The sequence below is a fragment of the Streptomyces sp. NPDC026575 genome, assembly GCF_055567415.1.
This window is the reverse complement of sequence record NZ_JBVHQM010000004.1, coordinates 262,433-279,627: the sequence shown is the minus strand read 5'-3', so window position 1 is coordinate 279,627 and position 17,195 is coordinate 262,433. Positions and strand designations below refer to the sequence as shown.

Sequence of the window (17,195 nt, the reverse complement as noted above, 5' to 3'; positions counted from 1 at the left end):
AACGTGGGAAGCGGGCCTACGAGCCCCAAGACGCTACGAGCCCAAAATCGTCGTGAGGAACTCCCCCACCCACGCCAGCAACTCCCGACCCACCAGCGGCTTGCCGCCGATCTTGCCGGTCGTCGGGCGCGGCACCAGGATCTGGCGGGTGGCCGGCTTGAGGACCGTGCGGGGGTACAGCCGCTTGAGGCGCAGCTCCTGGGACTCGCGCAGCTCCACGGGGCCGAAGCGGATGTTGGCGCCCTGGAGGGTGATGTCGCTGACGCCGCAGGCGCGGGCCAGCATGCGCAGGCCGGCGACCAGGAGGAGGTTCTCGACCGGCTCGGGGAGCTTGCCGTAGCGGTCGGTCAGCTCCTCCCGGACGGCCGCGATGTCCTCCTCCGAGCTGGCGGAGGCGATGGCGCGGTATGCCTGGAGGCGCAGCCGCTCACCGGGCGCGTAGTCGTGCGGGACGTGCGCGTCCACCGGGAGTTCGATCTTGACCTCCAGGGGCGGCTCCTCCTCGACGCCGCCCTCCAGCGAGGCCCGGTAGTCGGCGACGGCCTCGCCGACCATGCGGACGTAGAGGTCGAAGCCGACGCCCGCGATATGGCCGGACTGCTCGCCGCCGAGGAGATTGCCCGCGCCGCGGATCTCCAGGTCCTTCATGGCGACGTACATGCCCGCGCCCATCTCCGTGTGCTGGGCGATCGTCGCCAGCCGCTCGTGGGCGGTCTCGGTCAGCGGCTTCTCCGGCGGGTAGAGGAAGTAGGCGTAGCCGCGCTCGCGGCCGCGGCCCACCCGGCCGCGCAGCTGGTGCAGCTGGGAGAGGCCGAAGTTGTCGCCGCGCTCGACGATCAGGGTGTTGGCGTTGGAGATGTCGATACCGGACTCGACGATGGTCGTGGAGACCAGGACGTCGAACTTCTTCTCCCAGAAGTCGACCACGACCTGCTCCAGCTGCGACTCGCCCATCTGGCCGTGGGCGGTCTGGATGCGGGCCTCGGGGACGATCTCGCGCAGCCGGGCGGCGGCCCGGTCGATCGACTCGACGCGGTTGTGGATGTAGAAGACCTGGCCCTCGCGCAGGAGTTCACGGCGGATGGCGGCGCCGATCTGCTTCTGCTCGTACGGGCCGACGAAGGTGAGGACCGGGTGCCGCTCCTCGGGCGGGGTGGTGATGGTGGACATCTCGCGGATGCCCGTGACCGCCATCTCCAGGGTGCGCGGGATGGGCGTCGCGGACATCGTCAGCACGTCGACGTTGGCGCGCAGCTTCTTCAGCTGCTCCTTGTGCTCGACGCCGAAGCGCTGCTCCTCGTCGACGATGACCAGGCCCAGGTCCTTGAACTTGGTCTCGGCGGAGAACAGCCGGTGGGTGCCGATGACGAGGTCGACCGAGCCGTCGCGCAGCCCTTCGAGGACGGCCTTGGCCTCGGTGTCGGTCTGGAAGCGGGACAGCGCCCGGACGTTGACCGGGAACTGGCCGTAGCGCTCGGTGAACGTGCCGTAGTGCTGCTGGACGAGGAGGGTGGTCGGCACCAGGACCGCCACCTGCTTGCCGTCCTGGACGGCCTTGAAGGCGGCGCGGACCGCGATCTCGGTCTTGCCGTAGCCGACGTCGCCGCAGATCAGCCGGTCCATCGGGACCGACTTCTCCATGTCCTCCTTGACCTCGGCGATCGTGGTGAGCTGGTCGGGGGTCTCGGCGTACGGGAAGGCGTCCTCCAGCTCCCGCTGCCAGGGGGTGTCCGGGCCGAAGGTGTGGCCGGGCGCCGCCATCCGGGCGGAGTAGAGCTTGATGAGGTCGGCGGCGATCTCCTTGACGGCCTTCTTGGCGCGCGCCTTGGTCTTGGTCCAGTCGGCGCCGCCCAGGCGGTGCAGGGTCGGGGCCTCGCCGCCCACGTACTTGGTGACCTGCTCCAGCTGGTCGGTGGGGATGTAGAGGCGGTCGCCGGGCTGGCCGCGCTTGGCGGGGGCGTACTCGACGAGGAGGTACTCGCGGGTGGCGCCCTGGACCGTGCGCTGCACCATCTCGATGTAGCGGCCCACGCCGTGCTGCTCGTGGACGATGAAGTCGCCGGCCTGGAGGGTGAGCGGGTCGATGGTCTTGCGGCGGCGGGCCGGCATCCGGGCCGCGTCCTTGCCGGCCGCCTTCTGGCCCGACAGGTCGGTCTCGGTGAGGACGGCGAGCCTGAGCGACGGGTCGATGAAGCCGTTGTCGAGGGAGCCGCAGGCGACATGGACGACGGCGGGGGTGATCTCCGCAAGGCCGGCGTCCAGGCGGGCGGCGATGCCCTCGCCGCCGAGCACCTCGACCGTACGGGCCGCGGGACCGTGCGCCTCGGTGAGGTAGACCGTCCGCCAGCCGTCGGCCAGCCACTGCTTGGTGTCGGCGAGCGCCCGCTGGGTGTCGCCGCGGTAGGTCTCGGGGGCGTGCATGCCCAGCTTGAGGGTGTCGCCGTCCCCGGCGGCCAGGTCCTCGTCGGCCGCGAACGGTGACACCGACCACCACATCATGCCCAGCTCGCGGGCCCGGTCGCGGACGTCGGCGATGCCCCACAGGGACGCCGCGCCGACATCGATCGGCGCCGCTCCCCCGCCGGCACTGGCCGCCCAGGACGCCTGGAGGAACTCCTGGCTCGTCGCCACCAGATCGGCGGCCCGGGTGCGCACCCGCTCCGGGTCGCACACCACGGCCATGGAGCCCTCGGGCAGCACGTCCAGCAGCAGCTCCATCTCGTCGACCAGGACGGGGGCCAGCGACTCCATGCCCTCCACGGCGATGCCCTCGGCGATCTTGCCGAGCAGCTCGCCCAGCTCCGGGTGCTGCTCGGCCAGGGCGGCGGCCCGGGTGCGGACGTCCTCGGTCAGCAGCAGCTCACGGCAGGGCGGCGCCCACAGGCCGTGCTCGGCGACCTCCAGGGAGCGCTGGTCGGCGACCTTGAAGTAGCGGATCTCCTCGACGTCGTCGCCCCAGAACTCGACCCGCAGGGGGTGCTCCTCGGTGGGCGGGAAGACGTCCAGGATGCCGCCGCGGACGGCGAACTCGCCGCGCTTCTCGACCAGTTCGACGCGGGCGTAGGCGGCCGCGGCCAGCCCGTCGACGACCGCTTCGAGATCGGCGGTCTGGCCCGTGCGCAGGCTCACCGGCTCCAGGTCGCCCAGGCCCTTGACCTGCGGCTGGAGCACCGAGCGGATCGGGGCGACGACGACGGAGACGGGGCCGGCGGTGGGGTCGTCCTGGCGCGGGTGGGCGAGCCGGCGCAGCACCGCCAGGCGCCGGCCGACGGTGTCGGAGCGCGGGGAGAGCCGCTCGTGCGGCAGCGTCTCCCAGGACGGGAACTCCACGACGCGGTGCTCCTCGCCGGCGGGCATCAGGCTGCGCAGCGCGGCGGCGAGGTCCTCGGCCTCCCGGCCGGTGGCGGTCACGGCCAGCACGGGGCGCTTGGTGTCCCGGGCGAGCGCGGCCACCGCGAACGGGCGGGCGGCCGGCGGACCCACCAGGTCCACGTGCCGGCGGTGGCCGTCGGCCGCGGCCTGCACCGCTTCGGCGAGCGCCGGGTCCCGTACGACGGCGTCGAGCAGACCAGTCAGGCTCATGAAATGGTTCCGTCCCAGCAAGCGAGGCGAACAACGCGAACAGCCCGCGGCGTCGCACGGGCGGGTTGCCCACGATACGCCCGACCACCGACAGCCCGCCGACCAAGCGGTCGGGGCCCGCGGGTGCCGCGTGCGCCCGGGGCGTCCACCTGCCGAGAAGCGCCGTTCCGCATCGCGGCCCCGCGTGGTTGGGTGTCGACTGGAACGGTGCCCGATACACACACCGGACCGCCGCAGCCCGACCGAGGAGGGGGACCCGTGAGCCGCACGAGCAAGGACAGCGACAGCCCGGCGGACCGCGGAACGGGCGGCACCGGCTCCCCGGCACCGGGGGACCCACCCGCGCGCACCGCGCGGCGCGGGCCGGTCGTCGCGGCCCTGATGCTGGGCATGGCACTGGTCGCGCTGGACTCCACGATCATCGCCACCGCCGTTCCGCAGATCGTCAGCGACCTCGGCGGCTTCGCGGTCTTCTCCTGGCTCTTCTCCGGCTATCTGCTGGCCGTCACCGTCACCCTGCCGGTCTACGGCAAGCTCTCCGACACCTTCGGCCGCAGGCCCATCCTGATCGCCGGCATCGTGCTCTTCCTCGTCGGCTCGCTGGCCTGCGCGGGCGCCTGGAGCATGGCGTCCCTGATCGCCTTCCGGGTACTGCAGGGACTGGGCGGCGGCGCCCTCCAGGGCACCGTGCAGACCCTCGCCGCCGACCTCTACCCGATGGCGCAGCGCCCCCGAATACAGGCCAGACTCTCCAGCGTCTGGGCGGCCTCGGCGGTCGCCGGCCCCGCCCTGGGCGGGCTGCTCGCCACCTACGCCGACTGGCGGTGGATCTTCCTGGTCAACGTGCCGGTGGGCGCGGTGGCGCTGTGGCTGATCGTGCGGCACTGCCACGAGGAGGCCCGTGCGCGGCGCGGCGCCCGAGACCGCCGTCCGCGCGTCGACTGGCCCGGCGCGCTGGCGATCTTCGCCAGTGGCGGGCTGCTGCTGAGCGCGCTGGTCCAGGGCGGCGTCGCCTGGCCCTGGCTCTCGGCACCGTCGCTGCTGCTGCTCGCCGGCAGCGCGGTGTGCGCGGCGGCCACCGTCCTGATCGAGCGCCGCGCCGCGGAACCGATCATCCCCGGCTGGGTCTGGCGCCGCCGCACCATCGCCGCCGTCAACCTCGCCCTGGGCGCGCTGGGCCTGCTGATAGTCGCCCCGACCGTCTTCCTTCCCACCTACGCCCAGTCGGTGCTGGGCCTGGGCCCGACGGCCGCCGGTTTCGTGCTGTCGGTGATGACGCTGAGCTGGCCGGTGTCGGCCGCCCTGAGCAGCCACGTCTACCGCCGCACCGGCATCCGCACCTGCGCGATGCTCGGCATCGGCGCGGCCGGCGCGATCCTGCTCGCCTTCCCCCTGCTGCCCTACCCCGGCGCCGCCTGGCAGCCCGCCCTGATCATGCTGGCGCTGGGCGCGGCCCTCGGGCTCTTCCAGCTGCCGCTGATCATCGGTGTGCAGTCCTCGGTCGGCTACGCCGAGCGCGGCACGGCCACCGCCTCGATACTGTTCTGCCGCCAGGTCGGCCAGTCGGTGGGCGCCGCGCTCTTCGGCGCCCTGGCCAACGCCACCCTCAACGACCGCCTCGCGCACGCCCCCGCGGACATCCGCCCCGGCCTCCCCGGCGACCTCGACGCGGTCTCGCACGCCCTGGAGCACTCCGGCGCGCTCACCGCCCGCGCCACCGACTACCTGCGCCGGGCCGTCGACACCACCGTCGACCATGTCTACCTCGGCGCCGCCGCGGCCGCCGCGCTCGCCCTGATCGCCCTGGCGCTGCTGGCGCCGCGGCACTTCCCGGTGCACCCCGACGCCCGCGGCGACCACGACGGCCGGGCCCGTGCGGGCGAGGCGGAGAGCGCCGGCGAGGCGGCGCCGGGGCGGTAGGCGGGCCGTCAGCCGCGCGGCCGGGGCAGCTCGGTGGTCAGGGTGTCCTCGTTGTCGGGATCGCCGCCGGACCCCGCGGCGGGCCCGCCGTCCGCCCCGTCCGCCACCGGCGGCTTGCCGGTCAGCGCCGCCAGGCTGTTGCGGACGTGCGCCATATGGGTGCGGACCTCCTCGCGCTGCTCGGCGTGCCGCGCGAGGACCCGCTCCGTGGCCCGCTCGATGCGCTCCACCTCGATGCGGGCCTGGGCCAGCAGCCCGGCCGCACGGTCCTCGGCGTCCTCCTGCCGGTGCCGGGCGGCCTCCTCGGCCTCCGCGTAGAGCCGGCGCCGGTCGGCGAGGACGGCCTGCCCGCGGGCCTCCCGCTCCGCGACGAGCTGGTCCATCTCCGCGTCCAGCTTCGCCAGCTCCCGCCCGGCCGCCTCCGACGCCTCGGCCTGCTGCTTCTCCTGCTCGCGCAGCATCCGGGCGGTGTCGCGCACCGCCTGCCCCAGCTCCTCGGCGGCCTGCGCGCGCAGCCGCCCGGCGTCCTTGGCCGCCGCGGCCACCCGCTTCGCGCCGTCCTCCTGCGCCCGCTCCTCGGTGCGCCGGGCCAGCTCGTCGGCCTCGGTGCGCAGGGCGGAGGCGGCCTGGTCCGCGGCGGCCCGGACCTGGTGCCCGAAGGTGTCGGACTCGTCGCGGGCCCGCTCGGCGGCCTGCTCCGCCTCGGCCCGCAGCCGCTCGGCCTCGGACTCCGCCGTGCTCAGGATCAGCCGGGCCTCGCTGCTGAGGGACTCGTACGTCTGCGGCGGCAGCTGCGCCAAATGGAGCCGCAGCCCGGCGAGTTCGTCCGTCATCTCGTTGCACAGGACGGTGAGCCGCGCGGCCCGCTCCCAGCAGGAGTCGCGGTCGATCGAGAGCCCCTCGAACCGGCGGTCGACGTCCTCCGGCCGGTAGCCACGCCCTCGTACGGTCTCGAACCCGTGAGGCGAAACCGGTGCACTCATCCCTCAAGCCCCTCTGTGCAGTTACGCGCGCTTGTCCTTCGGACCGGTGCATAGCCCCACCCTTGCGGCACTTCGCCCGGACCGTCCCCCCAGGATGCGTCATTTATCGCCAGAAGTCGGAATTGGATCATCCTTGTACAACGATTGGAACAACCCCTTCGCCCCGCTTTCGTCCCAGAGCAGTACCGCTCCCGCACCCGCCACCGTCACCCCGGGCCGCCGCACCGGAACCGTCGTCGACGCCCCCGCGCCCCCGGCGATCCGCCGCAGCGCCCAGCCCATGTCCAGCACCTGCGCCGCCCCCGCGCCCCGGTCCACGGTCAGCGCCGCCAGCGAGGTGTCCAGCACCCGCTTGAGCCGGGCCGGGTCGAGGTACACGTCGGGGCCGGCCATCGCGTCCGCCACCGCGCCGATCAGCCGCCGCTGCCGCTTCACCCGTCCGAGGTCGCCCTCCGGGTCCGCATAGCGCGCCCGTACGTACGCCAGCGCCTGCCCGCCGTCCATCCGCCGGCAGCCGGCCGGGAAGTCCGCCCCCGACCGCTCGTCCCGCAGCGGCGCCTCCAGGCACAGCCGTACGCCGTCCAGCGCGTCCACGACCCGCACCAGGCCCAGGAAGTTCACCTCGGCGTAGTGGTCGATGCGCAGCCCTGTCGCCTGCTCCACCGTCCGGGTGAGCAGCCGCGGACCGCCGTCCGCATACGCCTCGTTGATCTTCCGGCCTCCATGGCCGGGAACGGGGACGTAGCTGTCGCGCGGCAGACTGACCAGGTAGGGGCCGTGCTCGCCGTAGTGCAGCACCATGATCGTGTCGGTGTTCTGCACCCGGCCGTTGCCGAGGTGCAGCTCGGCGCGCTGCCGCGGGGTCAGTCCGGCGCGGCTGTCGGAGCCGACCAGCAGCCAGTTCGTCCCCCGGCCGGCCGCCGGGCGCCCCGTGTAGTCCGCCACCGCGTCGGTGTGCCGCAGCTCCCGCCCCGCCCGGACGTACAGCCCGGCCCCGGCCGACACCACCAGCACGACCAGCAACAGCAGCGACACCAGCAACCAGGTGAGCCATGACCACCGGCGCCACCGCGGCCCCGCCCCGCGCGGCGGCCGCAACCGCCCCGCCCGGTACGGCGGGGGTATCGGACGGCCCATACAGGCATGGTCCCGGCGCCCGCCCCGTCGCGCAGGTCGAACACCGGGAACCGCCGCCGCGGCGGTGCCTCCCACCGCGCCGCGCACCCGCCCTACGGCGCGCGGCGCGGACGAGACCTACAGCAGCCCGTCCCACATCTGCTCAAGGAGCACCGACCACCAGGTCTCCGGCGAACCGAGCGCCGGCGGATCCAGCGCGACCAGCTGCGCCTGGAAGTCGACGGTCCAGCGGCCCGCCTGCTCCGGCGTCAGCCCGTAGCGCAGCCGCCACATCCGCCCCAGCATCGCCAGACAGCGCACGAACTCCGGCAGCCCGCTGTTGACGAACTGCGGCGCCGCCGGCTGGCCGCCCGGCCCGGCCTCCATCGGCACCGCCACGATGTGCGCGGTCCCGTACTGGACACACAGCTGACGGCCGAAGTCGTTGCCCATCACCAGATACGACCCCGCGTCCGACGCCGGGTGCACCCCCCGCTCCGCCGCCAGCTCCGCCAGCGTCGGCACCGGGCGGCCCGGCTGCGCCTGCGCCCAGAAGAACGGCCCGAAGTCGACCGGCAACCCGGCCCACACCAGCATCTGCGCCACCACATCGGGCACGCCGTGCCGGGAGACCGCCCGCTGGTCGAAGCGGAAGACCGCCTGCGGACCGAAGGACTGCTCCAGCTCCTGGCCGATCGCCTGCGGCGGAACCGGCGGCACCGGCTGCACCTGGGACGGGTGCGGCAGCGGCACCCGCACCGGCGCCGGCCGCGCCGGACCGTCCGCGACCTGGTGCAACTCGCCCTGATGCTCGACGAGATGCCGTACGCCCTGCTGACGCGAGGCATGGTCCCGGCCGTACGCGGCGGTGTGGCTGATGCGCACCTGCGGCCAGTTGTCCCGGATCATCCGGGCGCAGTAACCGCCCGGCAGATCACAGCACTCCAGCTCCGTGTGCAGCTCCAGGACCTGCTGCGGCGGGACGTTCATCGCCCGCAGCTCGTGCAGCAGCTGCCACTCCGGATGCGGCGTACCGGGCGCCGAACGGCGCACGATCTTCTGCTCCGAGCCGTCCGGCCCGCGGTAGCTGAGCACGGCCATGTAACCGGGGCCGACGGTCGGCTGACCACTGGGGGCCTGCGGATAGCCGTACGCACCCGGGGGGCCGGGCGGCACGGGCGTTCCCGGCGGCGGGGCGGGCACGCCCGCGGACGGGGCACCATGGCCGGCCGGCGGCGCGGCCGGCGGCATGGCGGGAGCACCCGCCCCGCCGGGACCGCCCAGCGCGGCACCGCCGGCGAGCATCGTCGCCGCCGCGTGCACCCCACCACCGCCGGTGCCGCCCGCGGCGGGCGGCACCGGAGGCGGAGGCGGCGGACCGTCCTGGCCGCCCTGCCCCGCCGCACCCCGGCCGCCCGCGGACGCGCCGGACCTACCGGGCGGGCCGGGCGGCTTGGGCGCACCGGGCGGACCGGGCGGCGGCGGCACACCGGGGCCGCCGGTGCCACCCAGGCCGGCCTGCAGGGACGCACCGTCGGCGAGCATCGTGGCGGCGGCGTGCACCCCGCCACCGGGACCACCGGCACCCGTACCACCGGAGCCGGCCCCGTCGCCGCCCGCGCCCTCGGCGCCGGGCCCGTCCGTCCCGTCCACCGCACTGAGATCGAGATCCGCCGCGTCCAACTGCGAGACCAGCTGCGTGGGGACGTAACCGCCGGCCGGCGCACCGGGCGCACCCGGACCGGCTCCCGGGCGCACATCGGCCTTGCCGGTGTCGGCCTCGGCGACCCGCGCCGGGTCCTGCGAAGCGCCGGCACGGCCCGCACCGGGCCTGCCCGGCACGCCCGGAGGCGGCGGCGGACCCGCCGCGGCGTTACCGGGCAGCGACGAGCCGTCGGCCAGCATCGTCGCCGCGGCATGCACCCCACCGCCCGCGGGCGGCGCGGGCGGCGGCGTACCGGGACCGGGCACACCCGGCGCACCGGCACCCGGCGGGGGCGGTACGTCGGCGACCGGCGGCCCGGACGGCGGCGGCAGATTCGGCAGCCCCCCGGCCGCAGGCGGCGCCGACGGCATCGGCGGGGGCGGCGGCGCACCACCGGGCCCGCCGGCCGGAGCGGCGCCCGGCCCCGCACCGTCCGGCAGCTCCACCGCGGGCGCCACCTGCGTACGGGGCAACTGGCTGCCGCCGTGCAGCAGTTCGGTCTTCGCCTCCGGACGCACCCGCGGCGCGGCCGGTGCGTCGTCCTCCGCGTCGTAACCCGCCAGCGGCGGCGCGAACACCGTCTCGGGCAGGCCCACGGAACGGTCCTGCGACCCCTCGACCGACCCCGTCGTGTCCGCCGCCGCCCACGGCGTCGCGTCCACGCCGGAACCGACCGAACCGGCAGCGGCGCCCGGCGCCTGCCCCGCCTCCGCCGCATCCGCACCGGTCTGCGCGACCACGCCGTCGGCACCGTTGACGCTCACCTCGGCCCAGGCGTCCGACGCCGAAGGGGCCACCGGAGCCGGCGGCGCGGCCGGCGCCGGCTCAGGGGACGCGGCCGGCGCAGGAACCGGGGCGGCCGGCTCCGCGCCGCCGCCCCGCCGGTCCGGTATGCCGATCGCGTCCGCCGCCTGCTGCAACCACTCCGGCGGCGTCAGCAGGAACGACGTGGCCTCCAGATCGATCCGCTGCGGCGCGGGCTCGGCCGCACCGGACCCACCGTCCACGGAAGCGCCGTACACCTCCTCGTACCGCCGGATCACCTCACCCACCGGCAGCCCCGGCCACAGCGTCGTCTCACCGCTGTCCCGCGCGATCACCAGCCGGGCCCGGCCACCGCCCGTCGCCGGACCGCCCTCCCGGTCCTCGGCCCAGGCCACAAAGCCCAGATCGAACTCCCGCACCCGCACCTCGCGGTGCTGCGGCGCCGGCACATCGCCGTTCACCCAGCGCTCCGCGCGCTCCTGCGCCTGCGCAAACGTCACCATCGCGCTCAACCCCCCACCGGAACCGCGTAGGCGAAACCGCCGTCCACCATCAGGTTCGCCACGGTCTCCAGCTCCGGCGGATTGCCCGCCAACCGCTGCAGAAACTCATCGAAATCCGCGCCGCACGGCAGCAGCAGCCGCTCCACCCGCTCCTGCACCGACCAACCGTCCTGATCCCGCGCATCGTCATACGGGCAGAACCACACCGAGCCGAGCGCCTCGCCCCGCACCTTCACCGCGACCACACCGCCCTGCACGAACGCCACACCCAGGTAGTCCTTGGTGAAGTGGTCCCGCAGGCACTTGTTCACATAGACCAGATCATTGACCGCCGCGTCGTCCCGCACCGTGAAGAACGGCTGGTCGACCAGCAGCCCCAGCTCCGCGTCCAGCGCCGCACCCACCGGCGCACACCCGCCCGCCGCCTTCAGAAACGAGCGGTACGCACCCGGCAGGCGGTAGCCCAGCGCCTCCTCGGCCTGCACCACCTGCTCCTCGCCCACCGACAGATCGCGGTGCGGCAGCCCGAAGTGCACCGGCCGGGTCTCCTGCAGCGGCCGGGTACCGCGCTTGTCGTGCGCCACCGGAGCCGTCGCCAGCCCGCCGTGATGCCGCAGCAGCGCCTTGACCTCGACCGGGACCAGCTCCATCCGCCGCGTACCGGCCACGTGATGCCAGGTCCAGCCGTGCGGCGTCGCCACCGACGGCACGTCTATCCACAGCTCGTGCCCCTGCGCGTGCAGCGCGGCATTCGCCGACACATAGTCCGTCAACCGCAGCTCGTCGACGCCGAACCCCTCCGGCGGCTCGGCGATCTCCGCCGCGGCCCGCGCATACGGCGTGAACTCCGCGAAGCCCTGCCCGTCCACCCGCACCCCGGCGGGATACCGCGCCGCACGGACCGGGTCCGGAAAATGCACGACCTGCCCGGCATAGGCCGAATTCGGTGGCGCGGCACGTCCCGCCGCCTGGGGGCCGGGTGGTACCCCCAGCCCTGGCCGACCTGTCGTCATCGCGGTTGCCCCCTGGCTGAAGCTGGCTTTGGGGCACAGCCTATGCCGTACCGCAACACCCTCCCGCGCCCCCGCCCTCGCACGTCAGCACGGCGACACACCGACGTCACCCACCGGCCCGCCACCCCCACGCCCCCCGCTCACCACCCCGCCCACCAGCCCCGTTATCCGCGAGCCGACACCCCGTCAGCCCCCCGTGAGATCACCGACAGTGCGTCCGACTACCGGAACACCCAGCACATTTGGCAGGCTGACCCCCGCAAACCGGGGGATTGCAGGGAGGGAAACGCACACCACCATGAGCACCACTGCACGCCACGGCACCGGCGCCGGAGACCCCCGCATCGGCTGGAGCGGCACCGGCGACACCCATCGCGCGCCCGCCCTCCACCACCGACGCGACGGCATCCTCCCCACCGTCGGCGCCGCCTTGTCCGTACGCGGACACACCCTCACCTGCACCGCGAGCAAGGCCGAACAGCCCCCCGCGCTGCACCCCCTCGTCCAGGACTTCCTCGACGCCCTCCCCACCGCCCAGCGCGAACGCTTCACCGGACGCTGCCCCGAAGCCGTGCTGCTCTCCCGCCACCTCACGGCGGTCGAGGCCAACCGCTCCAAACGAGCCGCCCGCAAGCCCCTCACCAACGGAGAAGCCCGTCGCTCCCTGAAACACTCCAAGATCACCGCACGCCACATCCGCGAGGACGGCGACCCCCAGCACGGCAGCTACGCCCCGCCCTGCCGCTCCTGCGACGCCCTCCTCGCCCACTTCGGCGTCATGCCCATCGGCGCGACGCCCACAGGAAGCTGACCCCCGCCATGCCGCCCACCACCCCCGGCCCCCGCACCCCCACCCACGACCGCACGGGCTCCACCCGCTTCTCCGCGGCCGTCGACGTCGCCCTCCAGGAAGCCGGCTGGCAACCGGGGCGCTGGGACATAAAGCAGGCCGAACACTGGGCCGACACCCTCCGCGCCCACACCTCCCCCGCCGGCCACCGCCACACCGTCTTCCCCGCCGCCGTCGAGGCATGGGCCGAATTCGGCGGTCTGCGCATCGCCGGCCCCGGACCCGGCCGGCACATCGCCCCCACCCCCTTCGCCCTCGACCCGCTGCACGGACTCCACCTCGCCCGCACCCTCGGCGACCTCGGACGCGCCCTGGAAACCGACGTCGCCCCCCTGGGCCGCGAGGAACTCTCCGGCCCCGACGGCACCACCTACGGCCAGGCCACCCTCGCCATCGACGCCGAAGGCCGCGTCTACAGCCTCGACCACACCGGCGACTGGTACCTCGGAGCCGACATCGACACGGCGCTGGGCACCCTCGTCCTCGGCACACGACCCAGCCGACTGGGAATCACCCCACCAAGCAGCGGCTGACCCACCACCCGCCGGACACACCGGCCGACGGACGCGACCACGCACACCAGGTACGAGGACTCACCCGGCCGCAACCGGAGCGGGCACCACCGCCGACACCCGGAAGCCACCCGCCTCCGTCGGACCCGAGACGAACACGCCCCCCAGCGCCGTCACCCGCTCCCGCATCCCGACCAGGCCGTTGCCGCCGCTCGGCAGACCCGCGTCCGCCGCACCGCCCTCGCTCGGCCCGTTCTCCACCTGCACCGCCAGCTCGCCCTCCCGATGCGCCAGCCGCACCCGCGCCCGCGCACCCGGAGCATGCTTGTGCACATTCGTCAGGGCTTCCTGCACCACCCGGTACACCGTCTGCTCCACCCGCGCCCCATACCGGCGCCCAGCAGCCGACTCCCCCTCGCCGGACCCCTCCACCGACAGCTCCACCGCCATCCCGGCCGCCCGGGACTCCCCCACCAAAACCCCCAGATCGGCCAGGCACGGCCCCTCGGGGTCCACCTCCGGCGCGGACTGCGCCGCCGCCGACCCCGCAGGCCGCTCCGGAGCCGCCACCCGCGCCCCGGCCTCCGGCCCCACCGCTTCCGCTTCCGCCTCCGCCTTCGGCCGCGCCCGCGAAGCCACCGCCGCCAACCGCTCCGGCGCATCCGACCCCGCAACGCCACGCACCGCCGAACCCTCGGCCGTCCGCAGCACCCCCAGCATCTCCCGCAGCTCCGTCAGCGCCTGCCGCCCCATGTCGCCCACCAGGCCCGCGTTCTTCGACGCCTTCTCCGGGTCCTTCAACGCCACCGCCTGCAACGCGGCCGCATGCACCACCATCAGACTCACCCGGTGCGCGACTACGTCGTGCATCTCCCGCGCGATCCGTGTCCGCTCCTCGTTACGGGCCCACTCCGCCCGCTCCTCGGCCCGGTCCGCCAGCAGCGACAGCTCCCGCTCCAGACCGTCCGCCCGCTCCCGCAGGCTCTCCACCAACCGCCGCCGCGCCCCGACGTACAGCCCCCACAGCACCGGCGGAGCCGTCAGCACCAGCCCCACCGCCAGCGACATCGCCGGCACGAACCACACCGGCGGATTGAAGTCCTCCTGCGCCGCGATGTCCTGCCGCATGCTGAGGAACGTCGTCACCAGCGTCCCCGTCACCGTCATCCCCGCCAGCAACGCGGTGATCCGGCGCGGCACATCCGACGCGGCAAGCGTGTAGAGCCCCACCACGCTCAGCAGTCCGCCCATCTCCGCGGGCATCACCGCTATCGAAACCAGCACCACCGCCACCGGCCACCGCCGGCGCACCAGCAGCACCGGCCCGGCCACCAGGCCGAAGAACATCCCGAGCAACTCCGGCAGCTGCGCCTCCTGCGCAAACCGCACGCCCTCGAACATGCACTCAAGGCCCGAGGCCACCGCCAGCAACACGTCCAGTACGGCACTGCGCCGCCGGGCCCACCACCACGGCCCCGTCACCGGCGCACCCCGCGCGCCCACACTTTCACTTGCCCCCGTCGCGGTCATACCGACCAGCGTACGGGCGCCCGCGCCGGTTCCCCCGCCGAGTTCCCGAGCACAGTCCTGGCCCATTACCAGCCGTTACCGCCGGTTATCCCCCGAAGTGTTGAATCGCCCACATTTCCGACCCTTTCCGGCCCACGCGAGCGACACCCTGTTCCCATGTCGAACACCCATCGGGAACCCCCCGACTACGAGGCGTTACGCCCCCAAGCCGTCGCCCTCCGCCGCGCCGGCCTCAGCCGCCGCCAGATCCGCGACCGGCTCGGCGCGTCACTCACCGACGCCGCCCTTACACATCTCCTGGAGGGCGAACCGCCTCCCGAGTGGACCAAACGCCCGAACGCCAAGGACGACCTGCGCGAGAAGGCCCGCGAGCTGCGCAAGCAGGGGCGGACCTACGACGAGATCACAGCGGAACTGGGAGTGGCCAAAAGCTCGGTATCGCTCTGGGTGCGCGACCTGCCCAAGCCGAGGAAGTCACCGGAAGCGATGCACCAGATGCGCGAGGCGCGGTGGGCGCCGTACCGCGAAGCGCGAGACCGGGCGGTCAAGGAGACGAAGGCGAAGGCGCTCGGCGAGATCGGCGATCTCTCGGGCCACGAGCTCCTTCTCGTGGGAGCCGCCCTCTATTGGGCCGAGGGTGCCAAGGACAAGCCGTACGCCCGCCGCGAGCATGCCCTGTTCGTCAACAGCGACCCCGGCGTCATCCAGGTCTTCCTGGCCTGGCTGCGCCTGCTCGGCGTCGAACCGGAGCGCATCGGCTACCGCGTGATGACCCACGGCACCGCCGACACGGCCGCCGCCGAGCGCTACTGGGCCGATCTCGTCGGTGTCGACGTGACCGCGCTACAGAAGACGACGATCAAGAAGCACAACCCCAAGACCGTGCGGAAGAACGTCGGCGAGGGGTACCACGGCTGCCTGGTGATCAGGGTGCTACAAAGTGCAGAGCTATACCGTCGCATCGAAGGCTGGTGGTACGGCATAGTGTTGGGTGCCACGCGGCCAGACTGACGGAATGTCGGGTTTGGGCCGCTATACCATCCCCTGTGGTGTAATTGGCAGCACTGAGGCTTTTGGTGCCTTATGTCCGGGTTCGAGTCCTGGCAGGGGAGCTGCACGAGTCCGGGTCCTGATCACAAGATCAGGACCCGCTGTCGTTTCGGCCGCAATACGCCCCGGTATCCTTCGGATGACCACCACCCGAAGTAGCCAAGAAGCCGAAGGGCATCCCCGTGAGCGCCAACCGCCCGGCAGCCGTCGTCGTTCTCGCAGCGGGTGAGGGAACCCGCATGAAGTCGGCGACCCCAAAGGTCCTGCACGCACTCTGCGGCCGCTCCCTCGTCGGGCATGTCGTCGCCGCCTCCCGCGAGCTGGACCCACAGAACCTCGTCGTCGTCGTCGGCCACGCCCGTGAGCAGGTGCAGGCGCACCTCGCCGGGATCGACCCGGACGTGCGCACCGCCGTGCAGCACGAACAGAAGGGCACCGGCCACGCCGTCCGCACGGCGCTGGAGGAGCTGAGCGAGAGCGGTGTCACCCTCGACGGCACCGTGATCGTGGTCTGCGGCGACACCCCTCTGCTGACCGGCGAGACCCTCCGGCGGCTCGGCGACACCCATGCCGCCGACAAGAACGCCGTGACCGTGCTCTCCGCCGAGGTGCCGGACGCGACCGGCTACGGCCGGATCGTTCGCGACGCGGACACCGGCGCGGTGACGGCGATCGTGGAGCACAAGGACGCGAGCGACGCCCAGCGGGCGATCCGGGAGATCAACTCCGGAGTGTTCGCCTTCGACGCCCGGCTGCTGGTCGACGCGCTGGGCAAGGTGCGTACGGACAACAGCCAGGGCGAGGAGTACCTGACCGATGTGCTGGGGATCGTGCGGGAGGCGGGGCACCGGGTGGGTGCGGCCGTGGCCGGCGATCACCGCGAGATCCTCGGGATCAACAACCGGGTGCAGCTGGCCGAGGCCCGTCGGCTGCTGAACGAGCGGTTGCTGGAGCGGGCGATGCTGGCCGGTGTGACGGTCGTCGACCCGGCCTCGACGTTCGTCGATGTGTCGGTCGTCTTCGAGCAGGACGCGACGATCCACCCGGGCACGCAGCTGCTGGGGGCCACGAGTGTCGCCTCCGGCGCCGAGGTGGGTCCGCATTCGCGGCTGACGGATACGGCGGTCGGTGCGGGTGCCGTGGTGTCGTTCACGGTCGCGGAGGGCGCGCGTATCGGTGCGGGGGCGAATGTCGGTCCCTATACGTATCTGCGTCCGGGGACGGATCTCGGTCCGAAGTCGAAGGCCGGCGCGTATGTGGAGATGAAGAACGCGTCGATCGGCGAGGGCACGAAGGTGCCGCATCTGTCGTATGTGGGGGACGCGACGATTGGTGAGTTCACCAATATTGGCGCGGCGAGTGTGTTCGTGAATTATGACGGTGAGACCAAGCACCACACGACCGTCGGTTCGCATTGCCGGACGGGGTCGGACAACATGTTTGTGGCTCCTGTCACGATCGGGGACGGCGCTTATACGGCGGCCGGCTCGGTCATCACCAAGGATGTGCCCCCGGGTTCGCTGGCGGTCGCGCGTGGCCAGCAGCGGAATATCGAGGGTTGGGTCGCGCGCAAGCGGCCCGGAAGCGCCGCCGCGCAGGCCGCTTCGGCTGCTCGCCGGGAGCCCGAGGGCGAGTAGTGATCGTGCAACGGGTGCGCCGTGCGGGG

General features: G+C 73.5%; 11 protein-coding genes and 1 tRNA gene. 6 read left to right on the top strand and 6 right to left on the bottom strand.

Going from position 1 to position 17,195, the window contains the following annotated elements; all coding sequences use genetic code 11:
* Nucleotides 1-33: 33 nt before the first annotated feature.
* On the bottom strand, nt 34-3,582 hold the full coding sequence (mfd, locus tag ACZ4NB_RS07430) for a transcription-repair coupling factor (RefSeq protein ID WP_467659027.1): 3,549 nt from the start codon (nt 3,580-3,582) through the stop codon (nt 34-36).
* Between the two features lie 258 nt (nt 3,583-3,840).
* Between mfd and ACZ4NB_RS07425 the strand changes: the two genes are divergently transcribed.
* The gene (locus ACZ4NB_RS07425) at nt 3,841-5,502 is read left to right on the top strand and encodes an MFS transporter (RefSeq protein WP_467659025.1); all 1,662 of its coding nucleotides are present in this window, start codon (nt 3,841-3,843) and stop codon (nt 5,500-5,502) included.
* 8 nt (nt 5,503-5,510) lie between these two features.
* Here ACZ4NB_RS07425 and ACZ4NB_RS07420 read toward each other — a convergent pair whose 3' ends face one another.
* The 4 genes from ACZ4NB_RS07420 to ACZ4NB_RS07405 form a co-directional block, all read right to left on the bottom strand.
* Nucleotides 5,511-6,485, bottom strand: coding sequence for a cellulose-binding protein (locus ACZ4NB_RS07420; protein WP_467659024.1), 975 nt, complete (start codon nt 6,483-6,485; stop codon nt 5,511-5,513).
* A 99-nt stretch (nt 6,486-6,584) separates the two neighbouring features.
* Nucleotides 6,585-7,622, bottom strand: a complete 1,038-nt coding sequence (locus tag ACZ4NB_RS07415) for an LCP family protein (RefSeq protein WP_467659022.1) — start codon at nt 7,620-7,622, stop codon at nt 6,585-6,587.
* Nucleotides 7,623-7,739: 117 nt separating this feature from the next.
* Nucleotides 7,740-10,574 carry an SUKH-4 family immunity protein gene (locus tag ACZ4NB_RS07410; RefSeq protein ID WP_467659020.1) on the bottom strand — a complete coding sequence of 945 codons (2,835 nt, stop codon included), beginning with the start codon at nt 10,572-10,574 and terminating at the stop codon, nt 7,740-7,742.
* Nucleotides 10,575-10,579: 5 nt separating this feature from the next.
* The gene (locus ACZ4NB_RS07405) at nt 10,580-11,587 is read right to left on the bottom strand and encodes an SMI1/KNR4 family protein (RefSeq protein WP_467659018.1); all 1,008 of its coding nucleotides are present in this window, start codon (nt 11,585-11,587) and stop codon (nt 10,580-10,582) included.
* A 298-nt stretch (nt 11,588-11,885) separates the two neighbouring features.
* Between ACZ4NB_RS07405 and ACZ4NB_RS07400 the strand changes: the two genes are divergently transcribed.
* Both ACZ4NB_RS07400 and ACZ4NB_RS07395 read left to right on the top strand, forming a co-directional pair.
* Nucleotides 11,886-12,398: a YwqJ-related putative deaminase gene (locus ACZ4NB_RS07400; protein ID WP_393487776.1), complete on the top strand. Its 513-nt coding sequence runs from the start codon at nt 11,886-11,888 to the stop codon at nt 12,396-12,398.
* An 8-nt stretch (nt 12,399-12,406) separates the two neighbouring features.
* The gene (locus tag ACZ4NB_RS07395) at nt 12,407-12,970 is read left to right on the top strand and encodes an SUKH-3 domain-containing protein (protein WP_467659016.1); all 564 of its coding nucleotides are present in this window, start codon (nt 12,407-12,409) and stop codon (nt 12,968-12,970) included.
* A gap of 60 nt (nt 12,971-13,030) precedes the next feature.
* Here ACZ4NB_RS07395 and ACZ4NB_RS07390 read toward each other — a convergent pair whose 3' ends face one another.
* Nucleotides 13,031-14,479 (bottom strand): sensor histidine kinase, encoded by a 1,449-nt coding sequence (locus tag ACZ4NB_RS07390; RefSeq protein ID WP_467659014.1) that lies wholly within the window; start codon nt 14,477-14,479, stop codon nt 13,031-13,033.
* A gap of 156 nt (nt 14,480-14,635) precedes the next feature.
* On the opposite strand from ACZ4NB_RS07390, the gene ACZ4NB_RS07385 reads away from it, so the two are divergent.
* From ACZ4NB_RS07385 to glmU, 3 genes are all read left to right on the top strand, one after another.
* A complete protein-coding gene (locus ACZ4NB_RS07385; RefSeq protein WP_467659012.1) occupies nt 14,636-15,490 on the top strand; it encodes a hypothetical protein in 855 nt (284 codons plus the stop codon).
* A gap of 29 nt (nt 15,491-15,519) precedes the next feature.
* Nucleotides 15,520-15,591, top strand: a tRNA-Gln gene (locus tag ACZ4NB_RS07380).
* Nucleotides 15,592-15,711: 120 nt separating this feature from the next.
* Complete coding sequence (gene glmU / locus ACZ4NB_RS07375; RefSeq protein WP_467659011.1) at nt 15,712-17,166, top strand: bifunctional UDP-N-acetylglucosamine diphosphorylase/glucosamine-1-phosphate N-acetyltransferase GlmU; 1,455 nt, start codon at nt 15,712-15,714, stop codon at nt 17,164-17,166.
* Nucleotides 17,167-17,195 lie beyond the last annotated feature (29 nt).

Excerpts from the sequence above, each read along its gene's own strand:
- mfd (WP_467659027.1), bottom strand. The coding sequence starts at position 3,582 with ATGAGCCTGACTGGTCTGCTCGACGCCGTCGTACGGGACCCGGCGCTC.
- ACZ4NB_RS07410 (WP_467659020.1), bottom strand. The coding sequence starts at position 10,574 with ATGGTGACGTTTGCGCAGGCGCAGGAGCGCGCGGAGCGCTGGGTGAAC.
- ACZ4NB_RS07395 (WP_467659016.1), top strand. The coding sequence starts at position 12,407 with ATGCCGCCCACCACCCCCGGCCCCCGCACCCCCACCCACGACCGCACG.
- ACZ4NB_RS07390 (WP_467659014.1), bottom strand. The coding sequence starts at position 14,479 with ATGACCGCGACGGGGGCAAGTGAAAGTGTGGGCGCGCGGGGTGCGCCG.
- ACZ4NB_RS07420 (WP_467659024.1), bottom strand. The coding sequence starts at position 6,485 with ATGAGTGCACCGGTTTCGCCTCACGGGTTCGAGACCGTACGAGGGCGT.
- ACZ4NB_RS07385 (WP_467659012.1), top strand. The coding sequence starts at position 14,636 with ATGTCGAACACCCATCGGGAACCCCCCGACTACGAGGCGTTACGCCCC.
- ACZ4NB_RS07415 (WP_467659022.1), bottom strand. The coding sequence starts at position 7,622 with ATGGGCCGTCCGATACCCCCGCCGTACCGGGCGGGGCGGTTGCGGCCG.
- ACZ4NB_RS07405 (WP_467659018.1), bottom strand. The coding sequence starts at position 11,587 with ATGACGACAGGTCGGCCAGGGCTGGGGGTACCACCCGGCCCCCAGGCG.
- ACZ4NB_RS07400 (WP_393487776.1), top strand. The coding sequence starts at position 11,886 with ATGAGCACCACTGCACGCCACGGCACCGGCGCCGGAGACCCCCGCATC.